Source organism: Bacillus sp. BML-BC051, assembly GCF_019656175.1.
Classification (GTDB): Bacteria; Bacillota; Bacilli; order Bacillales; family Bacillaceae_G; genus Bacillus_A; species Bacillus_A mobilis.
In genome coordinates this window covers 12,936-30,642 of record NZ_BPLI01000003.1, presented here as the reverse complement: position 1 = coordinate 30,642, position 17,707 = coordinate 12,936, and the positions used below count along the sequence as shown (strand labels likewise).

Below are 17,707 nucleotides of genomic sequence, written 5' to 3'. Positions count from 1 at the left end.
ACTCCTCTATATTTAAGATATTATGTTTCTTAACTCTACCATAGAAAAACGCTTTCCAGGACAACTTTTTGTAACGCCTTCTAGCTCCCTATGACCGAGTATATTTTCTTTCGTTATAGCAAACTGCTTCATAAACATATTACATAAAGAATACAATGCATTCATTTGTGCGGTAGTTGGATCATATTTATCAAAATTACCCGTTATACATATCCCAATTGTATCTCTATTATTATCTTTCGCATGTGCTCCAATATGTAAACCTCGTCCTTCGACTACAGTTCCATCTGCTTCAATAAAATAATTGTAACCGATCCCGCTCCATCCTCTTACTTTTTGATGAAATTCATGTGTTTTATACACATCCCATCCATCTTCGGATGTATGGTGGATAATCAGTTTATTTACTTTTTCTAAAGGCACTAATTCATCTTGAAATGTTAAATTAACACATTTAATTTCCATTTGAACATCCTCCCTTAAAAATCAATAATCATCATTGTTTTATCATCTGGTCGTATTCTCTTTTCCTCTTCTAGCTCTTCAATAATTGCTACATATTCATTTATACTATTCTTTCTTATATATGCAACAGTTTGTTCGAGTGGCCAATCTGGGTGGAATAATCCGTCTGAACAAATAAAAATCCCGCTTACTTCATCAATATATAATTCACCACGCTGTAAATAATGTATCGCTTCTTTCATTCCATTTGCAACGGAATACCCGCCCTGCATATTTGCAAGATAACGATTATATTTTAACTGTTCCCGCACATCTTGAAAAACATGTTCTTCCGGTACAGATAACCCCTTTTTACGATCTTCTTCTCTTTTCTTTTTTGCTCGTTTACTAATTCCTTCAACCGTGTCTTTCGTTAATACTTGCATCGTTCCATTTTGAAGTATTGCGACAATCATACAGTCCCCTAATTGTGCATATTCAATTTTCTCACCAACTATCTGGACTGCCGCGATACATGTGCACCACAAATGCTCTTTTTTTCTTGTGTCTACTTCATATTCTAACATTTTGCTTTGCAATGCTTCATTTGCTTTTGCAACGGCAACTTGTAAACTATGATTTTCACGTAATGAAGCAAAATAACTTGCAAATAAATGGGAAGCGATGTATGCTCCATTATGTCCCTTTTCATCACAAAATGGGACAAGTGGTGTGGCACCGTCACATACACCATAAATCTTTTTTTCTTCATTACAAAAATAAGAATCCTCACATTCTTGCTTCAACGGGCTTTTCTGTTGATATGTTTTTATCTTCACAACTGTATCCCCTTTCAAACGATAAAATACTCCAATTCTTTTGATTAATCTAATTTCCCGAAATAAACTGTTTTTACCCAAAACTTTCAATATCATATATAATCTTGAAATAATATGAATTTTTTAGTGAAGGACGGGAAAGAAATGGTTAGATTTCTTGGTGTTATTATTGGTTCTATTATTATTGCGATTGCCTTTAATCTTTTCCTTATCCCCCACAAAATTTTAAGTAGTGGAATTGGCGGAATTGCTATTATTTTAGGGATTGTAACGCCTGTAAACACAGGTATTATTAACTTCGTATTAAACTTACCTATCCTTATTTTAGGATACATAGGTCTTGGAAAAAAAGTAATTTTTAACACTGTTATCTCTGTTATTGTATTATCTGTTGCATTATACTATGTTCCAGTGAAAGTCGTAGCTACAGATCCACTTTTATCATCTATCTTTGGTGGTGTCATTGCGGGAGCTGGTATCGGTCTTGTTTTTAACTGTAATGGTTCAACTGGTGGATTTGATATTATCGGTATGTTGTTATCTCGCAAACGAGACATTAAACTTGGTGGATTCCTTATTATTTTAAATGCAATCGTTGTAGTAATTGCAGGATTCTTCTTCACTTGGGATGTTGCTCTTACAAGCTTACTTTCCATTTATGTAACTGGTAAAGTTATCGATGCTATTCATACGAAACATCGAAAGGTTACACTTATGATTGTAACAAATGAAGCAGAAAAAATGAAAAAACAACTTCTTTCAACTGTTGTACGTGGAATTACATTACTTGATGGCGAAGGTGCTTATTCCAGCGAAAAGAAACGTGTACTTATGACGGTCGTTTCTCGTGAAGAATTGGCAAGTATGAAATTAATAATTTCTGAAATTGATCCTCATGCATTCGTTAACATTACAGAAACGGTTGAAGTATTAGGATTGTTTAGAAAAGGTTAAAAAACTAGGTGGATTTCCACCTAGTTTTTATTTTCCATAAATTCAATTCGATTTCCGAACGGATCTGACACATAAAATCTAATTACATCTGGTCGTGCATGATCATCTATTACTTCAATACCTTGCTTTATTAACTCTTGTTTAAATTCATCTATTTTTAAAACATAAAAAGCTGGATGCGCCTTTTTAGCTGGATTGAAGTTTTGCTCAACTCCGATATGAATCTCTTGATTTCCACACTTAAACCAACATCCACCACGCTTCTTTAATTCCTCTGGCTTCGGTATTTCCTCCATACCAATTTTTTCACCATAAAACTCTCGTGCTTCTTCTTCACACCCTACAGGCGCAGCGACTTGTACATGATCGATACCTTGAATATAATTTTTCATTTTCTCTCCCCCTCTTCTACCCTAATGTTATAAGGAAACCCTACTCCTGTAACTTACAAAAGATTTATAAAACAATATAAGCTCCCCTTATTAACACCTTACACTCAATTTTCCAAAATAAAGAAAACAAAATTTATTATATAACTTCCATTTTTTATAGAAATATACATTGCATCTATATTATAGTTATGAATAGACAAATCTTTTTAGATGCTATTTGTACGGAGGAACTATTATGAGTCGTAAAAAATATTCATCAACTCAAAAAAAACGTCATCCGAACATTTCTAGACGTTTGCGAAAACATATACAAGATTGCTCTTTAACAGAAATGTATGCATCTCTGTTCGAACACAATCCTGATAGTATTATTTCATTAAATTTAGAGGGAGTTATTCTCCATATAAATCCTTCTGCCGAAAGAATATTAGGTTACACTTCTTTAGAATTAGAACAAAAAAATATTATCTCTATTTTAGAAGCCCATATTTCTGAGCAAGTAATACAAAATATAAAGAATACGGAAGCGGATAATCAACAAGAGTATATGTTATCTATTTATCATAAAAATGGATTCTTATTAGACGTCGTGACAAAACTAGTTCCTATATTTATCCAAAATCGTTTAACTGGCGTATATGCCATTATGAAACCTCTTGAAAAATCAGAAAGAATTGAGAGTATGCTAAAAGAAAGTGAGAAGAGATTACGTACATTAGTGAACTCTATGCCTGCGTTTGTTATATTTAAGGATCATGAGGGGCGCTGGCTTGAAGCAAATAACTATGCACTTTCTTGCTTCAATTTTCACCATGTACCTTACCACGGGAAAAAAGATAGTGAACTCATTCAATATAACGAAGCGTACCGAGAAGCTTTTTTACATTGTGAAGAAGTCGATGAACTAGCATGGCAACAAAGACAAATTCTGCATGGTGAGGAATTTATTATACATAGAGATGATTTTGACCTAATCTTAAGTATATCGAAAGTTCCACTTTATCATCCTGACGGCTCGCGTAAAGGTCTTATCGTAATGGGAAGAGACGTTACCGAACTGAAAGAAACAGAAAAATTATTACGAAAATCAGAAAAACTTGCCGTAGTCGGACAACTGACAGCTGGAATTGCCCATGAAATTCGAAATCCACTCACTTCACTAAAAGGTTTTTTAACATTGCTGCTCCCTGAAATAAGTGAGGAAAATAAATGGTATGTTGATGTTATGTTAAGTGAAATTTCACAAATGGAATCTATCACAAGTCAATTTATGGCCATGTCTAAACCACAAGTATTATCAATTAAAACTTGTAACATACAAGCTTTGATTGAAGAGGTAGTTACATTTATTTTACCAACTGCTATTATGCATAGTGTTCACATCATTATGGATCATTTTGATTACAAACATGATATTCAATGTGATGGTAACCAATTAAAACAAGTTTTTATAAATATATTAAAAAATGCGATAGAAGCGATGCCAAATGGCGGAAATGTTTACATCCAAACAAAACCATTTGAGGATGCTTTCATTTTAATACGAATTATCGATGAAGGTTGCGGTATCCCAGAAGATCGTATCTCTCGTCTAGGCGAACCATTTTATAGTTTAAAAGAAAAGGGAACTGGACTAGGATTAATGATGTGTTACAAAATAATTGAAGAACATCATGGTAAATTACACATTTCAAGCGAATTAAATAAAGGTACGATCGTTGATATTCAGCTACCACTTTCTTCATCTCCTCTTGCGATTCAGTCCCAAATAAAAAAAGAAGCATCTGCTAACAATTAGCAGATGCTTCTTTTTTATTTGTTTTTATAATACTGTATTGCCATACCATTCTTTTGCTTTTTCTACTTCACCCATTGTTAATTGATGACCTCTATTTTCCCAATGTATTGTTACATTAGCGTTTGCATTTTCTAATAGTACCTTCAATTCCTCTGACTCTGCTGATGAACAAATCGGGTCATTTGTCCCAGCAGCGATAAACACGGATTTTCCTGCTAAATTAGGCAATTGTGTTCCTCTTCTAGGCACCATTGGGTGATGAAGCACAGCGCCTTTTAATGCATTATCGTAATGGAATAATAAGCTTGCAGCAATGTTTGCTCCATTTGAATAACCGATAGCTACAATGTTATTTCTATCAAATTCATATGTTTTTGCAGCTTCATCTAAAAACTCATTTAATTCCTTCGTACGGAAAATCAAATCCTCTTCATCAAAAATGCCTTCTGCCAATCGGCGGAAGAAACGTGGCATGCCATTTTCTAATACATTCCCCCTAACACTTAATACAGATGCTTCCGGATCAACTATTTCTGCAAGTGGTAATAAATCTAATTCATTACCACCTGTACCATGAAGTAATAACAACACTGGTTTTGACGTATCTTTTCCTTTTTGAAAAACATGTTTCATCATAATCCTTTTCCCCTTTCAATCACTTTAATCTAAATTTCTCACTTCAAATGGTAAAAGTGTTTGTTCAATTTGTTTTCTATGTGGTTCATATTGCTCCGGTAACTTTAATTCCTCACCCATCGTCTCTAACGATTCGTCATGAGCGAAACCAGGAGGGTCTGTTGCAATTTCAAATAAGATTTCCCCGTGTTCTCTAAAATAAATTGCGTTAAAATAATTTCGATCTTGTACAGGAGTTACGTGATATCCAAAACGAGACACATGCCCTTTCCAATCTAATTGATCAGCATCATCACTCGCTCTCCAAGCAATATGATGAACTGTACCAACACCCATTTGGCCACGTCCGATTGTTGATAATCTCAAGTCGATAATATTTCCAATATCAGCAGAAGAACGGAATCGAACAAATTCACCTTCTTCTCCAATTTTCTCAAGACCCATAACATGCTCTAATAATTCAGCAGTTTTTTGAGGTTGTGCAGATAAAAGAACAGCACCGCCAAATCCTTTAATTGCCACTTCTGGTGTAACTTCTCCAAAATTCCAATTATTTAATTCGCCTTCTTCTCTTTCAACTAATTCTATATGCAAACCATGTGGATCATCAAACTCTAAATACTGCTCTCCAAATCGAGTCATTTTTGTATAAGAAACATCGAATTTTTCTAATCTATTTTTCCAAAACTCCATTGCACCCTTTGGTACGACATAAGACGTAATGCCTACTTGACCTTCCCCAATAATGCCTTGACGAGCACCTGCCCATGGGAAAAACGTAATAATTGTTCCAGGCTTTCCTCCTTCATTACCAAAATAAAGATGGTACGTGTCTGGATCATCAAAATTCACTGTTTGTTTCACTAAACGTAAACCTAACACACCAGCATAAAAATCTACATTTTCTTGTGGATTTCCTACGATTGCTGTAATATGGTGTATCCCCATTGTTTTCTTTTCCATTTTCTCCGCCCCTTTTTATTTCATTTTTAAAACTTTTATACATTCAATTTCATTATTCATTTTGTCCATACTGCAAAGTAAAATCCTCTATTATAATTTTATCTCGGATTCGAGATATTAATCATAAAATTACACATCAATATCTAGCTTATCGAAATTATCTCAAATTCGAGATAATCCCCAAAAAATATTTACTCCCTCTGAAATCTTTATTCGTAACACAAATTATCTTGAACTTGAATTTATTATAAGTTACTTACTTTTAGTTGTCAACAAGTTCCTTATTTTCATTTTAAATAAAAAGAGAGTAAACGCCAGTTTCGTTTACTCTCTTCTCTAATTATTTCGTTTCCTCTTCCAGCACTGCTTCCATCTCATTAAATTCACGATGAATTGCTTTCACTGGTTCTTTCGTTAATAAACTTACAACAATAACAGCTAATAAGCTAAAGAAGAATCCAGGTACCATTTCATACACAGTCGCTTTTAAACTTGGAATTTGTACCCAAGCAATAACAACCACTGCACCTACAACCATACCAGCAAGAACGCCCCATTTATTCGTTCTCTTCCAATATAAGCTTAATAAAATAGCGGGTCCGAATGCTGAACCAAATCCCGCCCAAGCATAACCGACAAGTGTTAAAATTGTATCACTAGGATGATACGCTAAAGCAACTGCGATCATAGCTACTACTAATACTGACAGCCTACCGATAAATACAAGTTCTTTGTCACTTGCGTCACGACGGAAAAATGTTTTATAGAAATCTTCCGTTACCGCACTTGAAATAACAAGTAATTGCGAGGAAATACTACTCATAATCGAAGCCAAAATAGCTGATAATAAAAACCCAGTAATGTACGGGTGGAATAGAATATTTGAGAATGTTACAAAGACCATTTCTGGGTCTTGTAACGTCGCTTTATTTTTAGCGTAATAAGCAATACCAATTAAACCAGTAAGCATTGCACCTATAATTGAAATTGTCATCCAACCGATACCGATTCTACGAGAAGTTTTTAAATCTTTAATAGAGGTAATCGCCATAAAGCGCACAATAATATGCGGTTGACCAAAATACCCGAGACCCCATGCTAAAAATGAAATAATACCAAGAATTGTAGTCCCTTTAAACATATCTAAACGCGATGCATCAACTTCCTTAATTGTATTGAATGTTTCTGTTACACCGCCCACATCTGTAAAAGCAACAATTGGTACTAATACAAGAGCAATAAACATAATACACCCTTGCACAAAGTCGGTCCAACTTACTGCTAAAAAGCCACCGAATAGTGTATAAGCAACTACGACACCGACAGTTACAAATAAACCAACTTTATAATCTAGGTTGAAAGAGTTCTCAAACAAACGTCCACCTGATACTAAACCAGCCGACGCATAAAATGTGAAAAATACTAAAATGACGATAGCGGAGACAAAACGAAGTATTTTTGTACGATCTTTAAAACGATTCTCTAAAAAGTCTGGAATCGTAATTGAATCATTTGCCACTTCTGTATACGTTCGCAAACGCGGGGCAAGAATTAAATAGTTTGCATAAGCACCTATTAATAAACCTATCGCAATCCATACACTTGATAACCCTGTTGCATACATCGCACCAGGTAATCCCATTAGCATCCAACCACTCATGTCAGAAGCACCAGCTGATAAAGCTGTAACTGCTGGACCGAGTCCCCTTCCGCCTAACATATAATCTGATAAATCGGATGTCTTCTTATAAGACCAATAACCGATATACAACATACCTGCCATATAAATAGCAAGCGAAACCATAATCTCAATCTTCACCAAATCTCTCCCTTAGTTACATAAGCCATTCAAAATTTCGAAAAATGACTTTTTCTATTTTCTTGTTTTCGCTTATGGTTCCCTACCTTACCAAACATTTTTTGTTCTTTCAAGTGAACAAGCCAATTTCACTACATGTAAAAACCTTTATAAACGCCTTTATCCCAGTGGATTACCCGGCTTTCAACATAAATTAAAGTAAAAATGTTCAGAAAATTTTTCGTGCACTTTTTCACTCCTCATTTCCAAATTAAAAAGCCATACAAATGTATGACTTTTAATCTATTAAACATAGCTTATTTTCTATTTACTAGTAGGAAACAGTTCCGAAAGAGGCACCACCCGCCCCACCTCATCTTTAAACACAATATGCTCTCTCGTTAAATGACGTGGACTCTTTACTCCCGCTGCTCCCGCAAGTGAGAACAAACTATATCTCATACTAACAACATAATTCATGACGCGCCATTTCTTCTCATACGGATCTAACGCTTTTTGATAATGAGGATTCGTCGTCGCCACACCAGATGGACATTGCCCCGAATTACATTGAAGCGCCATGATACAGCCACTTGCCATCATAAACCCGCGTGCTGAATTTATAGCATCAGCACCAATAGCTAAAGCAATTGCCACTTTATCTGGTGTAATTAATTTCCCTGAGGCAAACACTTTGAATTTATTCCGAACACCATAATGACTCGCTGTATCAATACAAGTTAATAATGCTGGAATAAGCGGCATTCCCATACTATCTGCCATCGATTTATATGTTGCTCCTGATCCACCTTCTGAACCATCAATTGTAATGAAATCTGGATAGATGTTTAACTCTTTCATCGTTTTGAATAAATCTTCCAACGGCCCCTGCTGTCCAATTACAATTTTCATTCCAACTGGTTTACCGCCGCTTTCTTGCAGCTGTTGAATAAAATAAAGTGTCTCTGCTGCATTATTTAAAAATGAAAATCGATTCGGTGAATTAATCGTTTCTCCTTCTCGTACATTTCGAACAGAAGCAATTTTCTCATTTACTTTTTGTCCCTCTAGATGACCGCCACGTATTTTAGCCCCTTGCCCAAATTTCAATTCGAATGCTTTAATATTTCTTTCTTTCGCTTTCTCCATGAATTGCTCCATTGAAAAATTACCATCCTCATCACGGTAACCAAATAAACCCGGACCAATTTGCGCAACGATATTTGCACCTGTATGTAAATGCTCCGGTATTACACCACCTTCTCCCGTATTAATCCACGAACCGCCAGCCATCTTCGCACCAAATCCACTCGCTAATATATAATTTTCGCCAATCGCACCGTAAGAAGTTGCTGATGCTCCAAACATGCCATACAGTTTCCATGGATATTTACGATTTTCACCGACGATAACCGCATCATCTTCTTCATATAACCAAAGATTCGTTGTATCCGCTGTCAATTTTTCTCTTCGTGAAAATAAACCTTCTTTATGAATCACATACTTTTTCCCTTCACGTCCTTGCGCTACATTCACACTTAATTCTTCTGTTAATATCGGAAATAATGTATTAGCAATATAATAACCAGATGTATCAAAATCTCGTTTTGATCCAAAGCCAAGTATTTCAGAACGGTACTTCGCTAAAAACATTACACTTTGAAAATCATACCGTGAAAAAGGCTTTCCATCCGTATCATGATCAAACCAATATTGCCTAAATTCCGGCCCTATCTTTTCAAGTAAATAACGCATCCTTCCTAAGTATGGATGTAGCTTTAATATAGAATGATGCGTCCGTTTTTTAATAAAAAATGTAATAATAAAAAAAATGATTAATAGTAGCATGAATAAGAGCAATATACTAATAATAACGAGTAGCGTTTCACTCATCCCGCTTCCTCCTATGAAAATCCATAATAAAAGGAGAACACCTGATGTGTTCTCCTTTTATCTTTATTCAAATTAATGTAACAAGATGCTCTTTCGCATCATATTCAACTAAACTTTCAGCATTTTTAATTCGATGAACAAAATCTGGATTAGCAATTAAAGGTCTTCCGAATGCCGCTACATCAATCGTTCCTTCTTGCAACGCTTCTTCAGCCTCTTTCGGATTTAAATTCCCTACTCCTACGATCGTACCATCCCAATATTTTCTTACTAATTGATGAAAATTCTTTCCGTCAGCAATAACTGCCGTATAATTCATCGTTGAAGGGTGAATCATCGTTAATCCAACTTCTTTGAACATATTTATAAACGTTTCAATTGCAAGCTCAGGGTTTTCCCACATATAAGTAGGATTATCACCTTTGAAAGCAGAGAAACGAAGAAGTGTTTTATTAGCTCCAACAGCTTCTATTACAGCCGCCGTTACTTCTTTCATAAACGTTAACCTTTCCTTTAAGTCTCCGCCGTATTTATCAGTACGCTTATTTGCAAACTCATAAGTAAATTGATCGATTAAATATCCGTGTGCACCGTGTATTTCTACTCCATCAAATCCAGCTTCAATTGCATTCTTCGCAGCTTGTGCGTATTGACCGATCACTTCTTGTATTTCTTCTAACGTCATTGCTTCTGGCGTATCAAACGGTTTACGAAAACGTGGAACATTTCCCTCTGCAGCGATAGCAGACGGTGCTTGTGGCATTTGCCCACCAATTATTTCGTGATGACTCATACGTCCAACATGCCATATTTGAGCAATAATCGTTCCGCCTTCTTTATGTACTGCCTCTGTAACAGGCTTCCACGAATCGATTTGTTCTTGTGTATAAATTCCTGGTACTCCTGGATTTCCTTTTGCTCTTGGGCTAATGACGATTCCCTCTGTAATAATTAATCCAACTCCATCAGCTGCACGCTTTCTATAGTACTCGACTACATCAGTACCAACTACTCCCGTTTCATGATTTGCGAAACATCTCGTCATCGGTGCCATTGCTATACGATTACGAAGAGACCAAGATCCAATTTGAATCGGATCAAACAACTTCGTTTCTTCAATGTTTTCAAAAGATCCCCAAGCGTTTATATTTGTTCCTTCATAAATACTTGCTGCTTTATTATTTGAACTTGTCATTTTTCTTCCCCCTAAAAATATTCTTACTATAATCGCATCATACTTACTTTTAAATAGTAACGTCAATTTATACGCTTTAAACACGAAATATTCGAATATAAAACAAATAGAATGCTATAAATAAACTAAAAAAGCTTCCTTAGTAGGAAACCTTTTTTAGTTGACCATATATGGTTGTCAATTTGTTTATCTCTTTTATATAAAGAATATAAACAATTATTATCTCTTCACATATAAAAAATTCCTTAGCAGTAGAAGTGAGAGTGGTTCAGTATTCTTCTAAAAATAATAACTTATAAACCTAAAACAATGAAAGCCCTACCTCTCTTTCATCCTTACGGCTCCTCGTCCGTGCCAGTGTGAATCAGGATTGCAAAAATCAAGTAACTATTCTATCGAAGTGTTTAATTAAACTTCGAACATTCGTAAAGAATTAAAAAATAAAAATGGATTTGATTGTAGTAATAACAAAAGAGGTTAATGCTCTAAAAGTGGTTTGAAAGAGTTGAATGTCTTTGAAATGATTAATTTTCTATAATTATGTTCCCAAAAAATTCAAAACCTTTTTTGGGATCTAATACATTATTTGTAATGAATCTTAACAAAAGCTTTTTATTTGACTTTCTGTGATACCTTCAATTAATCCCAGTTCACTAATCAAAAATTCGTGTGCGTTATCTAACATTTTCTTTTCGCTTGCATTAAGTGCTTTTTCTTTCTGCATACGTAATAAATCACGTACAACTTCAGCACCTTCTTGTATTTTACCCGTCTTTATTTTATCAGTGTTCAATTTATACCTTTGTTTCCACGTAAGTAATCTATCAGATTCTCCATGTTGAAAAATATTCAATATGTGTGCTATTGCTGTTATATCCGTGACTGGTCGTATATTTGAGCTCAATATTCTCCCTGCCGGAATCATTACTTCCATATTACTACCCGACATTTTTATAACATAATATTGTTGTTTTTTCCCTGCGATTTCCTTCTCTTCTATGGCTTTAATTATACCTGCTCCTTGCATTGGATAAACAATGTTATCGCCAATTTGAAACAAATAATCCACCTCCATATATGGTAACCTTCTCAATCTTAACACACATTCACTTTTTTAGCAAAATTTTTATTTTATCATAAAATTATTTTTAGTGTCAATCCTTTCAAACCCAAAAAATAAAGTCGTAAAATATCACTTAAAACCCACAATCTTCTTAACTTTCCCACACATATATACACTCTAATTTCGCCTTCTCTTTTTACATAAAAACACATTACTACATATGAGTAGTAATGTGTCTCTTTTTATACGGAATCGGTAAAAACCCTCTATTAACTTCACGTTATATACTAACCTGCTTACGGACTGTTTCCCTCGCTAAAAGAAAACTCATAATCACTTGCGCAGCTACTCGGCTCGTCATATCCCTAAAATCGAGGGTTGGATCGATTTCTACAATATCCATACCTTGCACAAGCGGTTCTTTACCAAGGAATTCAATCGCATCAAGTAAAGTCATACTATCCATTCCGCCAGGGCCAATTGCTGGACAACCTGGCGCGAATGCTTGATCTAGTACATCCATATCAAGAGAAATATAAATAGAAGTCACGCCTTGCTTTCTTAATACTTCAATACTTTCCGTCATAATATCTTTTATTTCTCGCTCTCGTACATCTTTCATTGTATACACTGTCACCCCATGTTCTTTTGCATATTCATGGTATGCTCGTGCATTTGAAAAATTACGAATACCGATTTGAATGAGTTGTTTTCCTGTAATGACACCATTTTCTAGTAAACTACGGAAAGGGGTACCATTTGACGGACCACCATCATCTAAATTACGTAAATCATGATGGGCATCAAATTGAATAATACCGATCTTTCCTTTACTGTTTGCAAATCCTGTTATACTCGGAAAACTAATCGAATGATCCCCGCCAAGAACGATTAGTATCATGTTCGGATTTACTTTCGTTACATGACCAACTGTTTTCGCAATCCGGTTATGATTTTCTTTTATATCCGTCACATGCATCGTAATATCGCCGCAATCATATAAGACACTTTCTTTCATGTCGTGTTCTTCTGTAATTGCGTACGTGCTATATGCATCTAACATCGTACGAATTGTTTTTGGTGCAAAACTCGCTCCTGAATGACTAATAGATGGTTTAGAAAGGGGTGCTCCAATTAAGGCAGCACCGAATATTTCTACACCTTCCTCCCAATCTTTAATCATCTCACTCCATTTCGTCACTTCACGATCGATAAACTTTGCATTCTTCTTTAAATAGTGGCCGTGCTCCACGATTGTTCACCTCTTGTATATGCAATATTACCATTCTTCCATACTGTATTTACATGACTTACGCCGTAATGATACGGTACGTAAGCATAATTATAAGCATCCCATAAAACTACATCTGCCTTGCGACCAACTCTAATTTTCCCAGCTACATCGCCTCGATTAATAGCATAAGAAGAGTTAACTGTTACTGCATTCCAAACTTCTTCTGGTGTCATTTTCAGCTTCAGCATTGCGATGCTCATAATAAGCTGAATGTTTTCAGTTGGACAGCTGCCTGGGTTAAAGTCTGTAGCTAATGCAACTGCAACACCTTCATCAATCATTTTTCGGCCGCGGGCAAAGCTTTCTTTATTTAAATAGAAAGTTGTTCCTGGTAATAAAGTGGCTACTGTATTAGAGTTTGCAAGCATTTCAATTCCTTTATCAGAAGCGCCAACTAAATGGTCGGCTGATGCTGCACCAATTTCAGCCGCTGCTTCCGCACCACCAAGAGGGTCAATTTCATCTGCATGAATTTTCACATCAAAGCCAAGCTCTTTCGCTTTTAATAAAAACTCTTTTGATTCTTCAACAGAAAACACGCCTGTTTCACAGAAAATATCAACGAATTCAGCTAATTGCTTCTCTTTCATTTCTGGTAGTAGGTCTAACATCCATTGTAAAAATTCTTTTGATTTCCCTTTATACTCTTTCGGAACTGCATGAGCACCTAAAAATGTGGAAACTAAATCAATCGGGTGCTCTTTTTGTAATTGCGCAGTTGCCTCTAATTGTTTCCATTCTGTCTCATCATCTAATCCGTAACCACTCTTCGCTTCTACAGTTGTAACTCCGAAAGATAGCATACGGTCTAAATGGAATTTCGCTTTTTGAACAAGTTCTTCTTTCGACGCCTGTTTCGTTGCATTTACAGTTGAAAGAATACCTCCGCCTTGTTCTAAAATTTCTAAGTACGGAACTCCTTGCAATTTTAGTGCGATTTCATTTTCACGAGATCCACCAAATACAAGGTGAGTATGCGGGTCAACAAGACCAGGAGAAACCATTTTCCCTCCGCAATCAATAACTTCTTTCGCTTGTAATCCTTTCGCTTCTTCCGCTATTCCAACGAAAGTAATTACGCCATTTTCAATTCCAATCACACCGTTTTCGATAACAGGAAGCGTGTTCATCGCTTCCCGTCTTAACAAGCCATCTTCTTGATCCATTGTTAGTAATTGACCGATATTTATTAGTAAAGTGTCCAGCATGTTTTCTCCTCCTTATTTCATCATTGGAATGTTAACGCCTTTTTCTTTCGCAGTTTCCACAGCTAAGTCATATCCCGCATCAACGTGACGAACAACACCCATACCAGGGTCAGAAGTTAATACGCGTTCAATACGTTTTGCTGCTGCTTCTGTTCCATCTGCAACGATAACCATTCCAGCGTGAAGTGAATAACCCATACCAACGCCACCACCGTGGTGAACAGATACCCAGCTCGCACCGTTTACACTGTTAATTAATGCATTTAAAATTGGCCAGTCGGCTACTGCATCACTACCGTCTTTCATCGCTTCTGTTTCACGGTTTGGAGATGCTACTGACCCGCAATCTAAATGGTCGCGGCCGATAACGATTGGTGCTGATAATTCACCATTTGCAACCATTTCATTAATGATGCGACCAAATTTCGCGCGCTCACCGTAACCAAGCCAACAAATACGTGATGGAAGACCTTGGAATTCAACTTGCTGACGAGCCATACGAATCCAGTTACATAAATGCTCATTGTCAGCGAATTCACGTAAAATTACTTCGTCTGTTTTATAAATATCTTCTGGATCACCAGAAAGTGCTACCCAGCGGAATGGTCCTTTTCCTTCGCAGAATAATGGACGGATAAATGCTGGAACGAATCCTGGGAAATCAAACGCATTTTTCAAACCTTCATCGAAAGCAACTTGGCGAATGTTATTTCCGTAATCAAATGTAATTGCGCCTTTTGCTTGCATAGCAAGCATTGCTTCTACATGTTTTGTCATGCTTTCTTTTGATAATTGTACGTAACGTTCTGGATCTTCTTCACGAAGTTTTGCTGCTTCTTCTAATGTGTAGCCTACTGGAATATAACCGTTTAATGGATCATGAGCAGATGTTTGATCCGTAACTAAATCTGGCGTAATATTACGCTTCACTAGCTCTGGTAAAATTTCTGCCGCATTTCCTAATAAGCCTATAGAAATCGGTTCTTTCTTCTCTTTATACTCGTTCGCAACTGCTAACGCTTCTTCTAACGATTCTGTATACATATCACAATATCTCTTTTCAATACGACGATCGATGCTGCGCTTATCAACATCAATAGCAATAACAACACCGCCGTTCATCGTTACAGCAAGAGGCTGTGCACCACCCATACCACCTAAACCAGCAGTAAGTGTTATTGTACCTTTTAATGAACCATCGAAATGTTGACGTGCCGCTTCTCCAAACGTTTCATATGTTCCTTGTAAAATACCTTGTGTTCCAATATAAATCCAGCTACCTGCTGTCATTTGTCCGTACATCATAAGACCTTTTTTCTCTAGTTCACGGAAGTGATCCCAGTTCGCCCACTTCGGTACTAAGTTTGAGTTCGCTAAAAGAACGCGTGGTGCATCTTCATGTGATTTAAAGATTGCAACTGGTTTTCCTGATTGAACAAGTAATGTTTCATCGCTTTCTAACGTTTTTAATGAATCTACAATCGCCTGATAACTTTCCCAGTTACGAGCTGCACGGCCAATTCCTCCATATACAACTAATTCTTCTGGTTTTTCAGCAACTTCAGGATCTAAATTGTTCATTAACATACGAAGTGCAGCTTCTTGAACCCATCCTTTCGTTTGTAACTCAGTACCTCTTGGCGCGCGAATTGTTTGTTTAACTTTTTCCATTTCAATCTCTCCCTTTTCTCATTTTATAGTGCTGCGTTTACATCTAATCTTTCTTTTATTGAATAATTCGTTTTTAACCAATACGCAATATTTTCAATATCCGTTGAGAATATACGGTCATTAGTAATAGAAGGTACTTGCTGACGACCTTGATGGTAGAAGCTCTTTGTCACTGTACTCATCTTTTCAATACCGCGATATTCTGCAGCTTGCATCGCACAAATCATTTCAATTGAAAGAACACGTCTTACGTTTTGAATAATTTGATGTGCATGGCGTGAAGCGATTGTTCCCATACTTACGTGATCTTCTTGGTTAGCTGATGACGGGATTGAATCAACACTCGCCGGATGTGCTAACGTTTTATTTTCAGAAACAAGTGACGCTGCTGCGTATTGCATAATCATTGCACCAGACTGAAGTCCTGGTTCTGGACTTAAAAATGGAGGTAAATCATTTAATTGCGGATTTACTAAACGTTCAATACGACGCTCTGAAATATTTGCAAGTTCCGCCATTCCTACTTTTAAGAAGTCCATCGCAAACGCAATCGGTTGACCATGGAAATTCCCACCCGAAATTACTTTTTCTCCGCCATCAAAGATTAGTGGATTATCTGTTGCTGCATTCATTTCAATTTCTAATTTTTCTTTCACATAATTTAAAACTTGCCAAGAAGCACCGTGTACTTGCGGGATACAGCGAAGTGAATAGGCATCCTGTACTCGTAGTTCTCCTTGTTTTGTTGTTAATTTGCTATCATGAAGGATGTCACGAATTCTGCTCGCTACTTCCACTTGCTCTTTATAACCACGTGCTTTATGAACATTTTCATCAAATGCATCAATAATGCCTTGTAACCCCTCAATTGTCATCGAAGCAATGAATTCAGCTTGATAAGCCGTTGCTTCTGCTTCTATATAAGAAAGAACTCCTTGCGCTGTCATCGCCTGCGTACCATTGATTAATGCAAGCCCCTCTTTCGCTTCAAGTTCAATCGGCTCAAGACCTTCTTCTGTAAGAGCCACCATCGCATGAACGCGTTTCCCCTTATAGAACACTTCACCTTCACCTAGTAATACAAGCGCAAGATGAGATAAAGGTGCTAAATCGCCACTCGCACCAAGTGAACCTTGTTGCGGAACGACTGGATGAATTTTACGATTTACAAACTCAAGAAGCATATTTACAACAAGCGGTCTAACGCCAGATACTCCTTTAAGCATCGTATTCGCTCGTAAAATTAACATACCGCGTGATACTTCTTCAGGGAATGGATCGCCTATTCCGCATGCATGTGACTGAATTAAATTGTGTTGAAGTGCTTTTACATCATCTTTTTGAATAAGCACGTCACTGAACTTTCCAAATCCAGTTGTAATACCGTAAACGACTTTTCCGTCCTCTACAATTTTCTCAACTACTTCGCGGCACTCTGCCACCTTTTGCATACTATTTGGACAAGCTGTTACACCTTCTCCTTCAAGTAACAACCTCTTCATTTCTTCAATTGTCAATGTGTGTCCTGTTAACGTAATCATTCTTTTTCCTCCTTAAAA

15 protein-coding genes are annotated in these 17,707 nt (G+C 36.4%); 2 read left to right on the top strand and 13 right to left on the bottom strand.

What is annotated here, in order from left to right; genetic code table 11:
* Positions 1 to 12 precede the first annotated feature (12 nt).
* Complete coding sequence (locus K5S59_RS00935; protein ID WP_000402964.1) at positions 13 to 465, bottom strand: peptidoglycan recognition protein family protein; 453 nt, start codon at positions 463 to 465, stop codon at positions 13 to 15.
* Between the two features lie 14 nt (positions 466 to 479).
* Positions 480 to 1,301, bottom strand: coding sequence for a protein phosphatase 2C domain-containing protein (locus K5S59_RS00930; protein WP_002072651.1), 822 nt, complete (start codon positions 1,299 to 1,301; stop codon positions 480 to 482).
* Positions 1,302 to 1,427: 126 nt separating this feature from the next.
* Here K5S59_RS00930 and K5S59_RS00925 point away from each other — a divergent pair, with 126 nt between their 5' ends.
* Positions 1,428 to 2,237, top strand: a complete 810-nt coding sequence (locus K5S59_RS00925; protein WP_098259283.1) for a YitT family protein — start codon at positions 1,428 to 1,430, stop codon at positions 2,235 to 2,237.
* A 20-nt stretch (positions 2,238 to 2,257) separates the two neighbouring features.
* Here K5S59_RS00925 and K5S59_RS00920 read toward each other — a convergent pair whose 3' ends face one another.
* Positions 2,258 to 2,629 (bottom strand): VOC family protein, encoded by a 372-nt coding sequence (locus tag K5S59_RS00920; RefSeq protein ID WP_000800775.1) that lies wholly within the window; start codon positions 2,627 to 2,629, stop codon positions 2,258 to 2,260.
* Between the two features lie 235 nt (positions 2,630 to 2,864).
* On the opposite strand from K5S59_RS00920, the gene K5S59_RS00915 reads away from it, so the two are divergent.
* A complete protein-coding gene (locus K5S59_RS00915; protein WP_000087670.1) occupies positions 2,865 to 4,427 on the top strand; it encodes a BA3702 family sensor histidine kinase in 1,563 nt (520 codons plus the stop codon).
* 24 nt (positions 4,428 to 4,451) lie between these two features.
* On the opposite strand, the gene K5S59_RS00910 is transcribed toward K5S59_RS00915, so the two are convergent.
* The 10 genes from K5S59_RS00910 to hutH all read right to left on the bottom strand — a co-directional run bounded on the left by K5S59_RS00910 (position 4,452) and on the right by hutH (position 17,689).
* The gene (locus K5S59_RS00910) at positions 4,452 to 5,063 is read right to left on the bottom strand and encodes an alpha/beta hydrolase (protein WP_098239561.1); all 612 of its coding nucleotides are present in this window, start codon (positions 5,061 to 5,063) and stop codon (positions 4,452 to 4,454) included.
* Positions 5,064 to 5,087: 24 nt separating this feature from the next.
* Entirely contained in the window at positions 5,088 to 6,026 is a 939-nt protein-coding gene (locus K5S59_RS00905) for a ring-cleaving dioxygenase (RefSeq protein WP_000412752.1), read from the bottom strand.
* A gap of 340 nt (positions 6,027 to 6,366) precedes the next feature.
* A complete protein-coding gene (putP, locus tag K5S59_RS00900) occupies positions 6,367 to 7,845 on the bottom strand; it encodes a sodium/proline symporter PutP (protein ID WP_000687614.1) in 1,479 nt (492 codons plus the stop codon).
* A 303-nt stretch (positions 7,846 to 8,148) separates the two neighbouring features.
* Complete coding sequence (locus tag K5S59_RS00895) at positions 8,149 to 9,717, bottom strand: FMN-binding glutamate synthase family protein (protein WP_000005180.1); 1,569 nt, start codon at positions 9,715 to 9,717, stop codon at positions 8,149 to 8,151.
* Between the two features lie 67 nt (positions 9,718 to 9,784).
* The gene (locus tag K5S59_RS00890) at positions 9,785 to 10,912 is read right to left on the bottom strand and encodes an alkene reductase (RefSeq protein WP_000204413.1); all 1,128 of its coding nucleotides are present in this window, start codon (positions 10,910 to 10,912) and stop codon (positions 9,785 to 9,787) included.
* Between the two features lie 598 nt (positions 10,913 to 11,510).
* Entirely contained in the window at positions 11,511 to 11,972 is a 462-nt protein-coding gene (locus K5S59_RS00885; RefSeq protein WP_000486326.1) for a CarD family transcriptional regulator, read from the bottom strand.
* A 283-nt stretch (positions 11,973 to 12,255) separates the two neighbouring features.
* Complete coding sequence (gene hutG / locus K5S59_RS00880) at positions 12,256 to 13,227, bottom strand: formimidoylglutamase (protein WP_120450749.1); 972 nt, start codon at positions 13,225 to 13,227, stop codon at positions 12,256 to 12,258.
* Positions 13,206 to 14,477 (bottom strand): imidazolonepropionase, encoded by a 1,272-nt coding sequence (gene hutI, locus K5S59_RS00875; protein WP_000887547.1) that lies wholly within the window; start codon positions 14,475 to 14,477, stop codon positions 13,206 to 13,208. Before hutI ends, hutG begins: the two co-directional genes overlap by 22 nt.
* 12 nt (positions 14,478 to 14,489) lie before the next feature.
* Positions 14,490 to 16,148 (bottom strand): urocanate hydratase, encoded by a 1,659-nt coding sequence (gene hutU / locus K5S59_RS00870; RefSeq protein ID WP_000416710.1) that lies wholly within the window; start codon positions 16,146 to 16,148, stop codon positions 14,490 to 14,492.
* A 23-nt stretch (positions 16,149 to 16,171) separates the two neighbouring features.
* Complete coding sequence (gene hutH, locus K5S59_RS00865) at positions 16,172 to 17,689, bottom strand: histidine ammonia-lyase (RefSeq protein ID WP_000631837.1); 1,518 nt, start codon at positions 17,687 to 17,689, stop codon at positions 16,172 to 16,174.
* Positions 17,690 to 17,707: the final 18 nt, after the last annotated feature.

Coding starts and splice junctions, on each gene's coding strand:
- K5S59_RS00895 (WP_000005180.1), bottom strand. CDS start 9,717: ATGAGTGAAACGCTACTCGTTATTATTAGTATATTGCTCTTATTCATG.
- hutI (WP_000887547.1), bottom strand. CDS start 14,477: ATGCTGGACACTTTACTAATAAATATCGGTCAATTACTAACAATGGAT.
- K5S59_RS00890 (WP_000204413.1), bottom strand. CDS start 10,912: ATGACAAGTTCAAATAATAAAGCAGCAAGTATTTATGAAGGAACAAAT.
- K5S59_RS00905 (WP_000412752.1), bottom strand. CDS start 6,026: ATGGAAAAGAAAACAATGGGGATACACCATATTACAGCAATCGTAGGA.
- K5S59_RS00925 (WP_098259283.1), top strand. CDS start 1,428: ATGGTTAGATTTCTTGGTGTTATTATTGGTTCTATTATTATTGCGATT.
- K5S59_RS00915 (WP_000087670.1), top strand. CDS start 2,865: ATGAGTCGTAAAAAATATTCATCAACTCAAAAAAAACGTCATCCGAAC.
- hutH (WP_000631837.1), bottom strand. CDS start 17,689: ATGATTACGTTAACAGGACACACATTGACAATTGAAGAAATGAAGAGG.
- K5S59_RS00920 (WP_000800775.1), bottom strand. CDS start 2,629: ATGAAAAATTATATTCAAGGTATCGATCATGTACAAGTCGCTGCGCCT.
- K5S59_RS00910 (WP_098239561.1), bottom strand. CDS start 5,063: ATGATGAAACATGTTTTTCAAAAAGGAAAAGATACGTCAAAACCAGTG.
- K5S59_RS00935 (WP_000402964.1), bottom strand. CDS start 465: ATGGAAATTAAATGTGTTAATTTAACATTTCAAGATGAATTAGTGCCT.
- hutU (WP_000416710.1), bottom strand. CDS start 16,148: ATGGAAAAAGTTAAACAAACAATTCGCGCGCCAAGAGGTACTGAGTTA.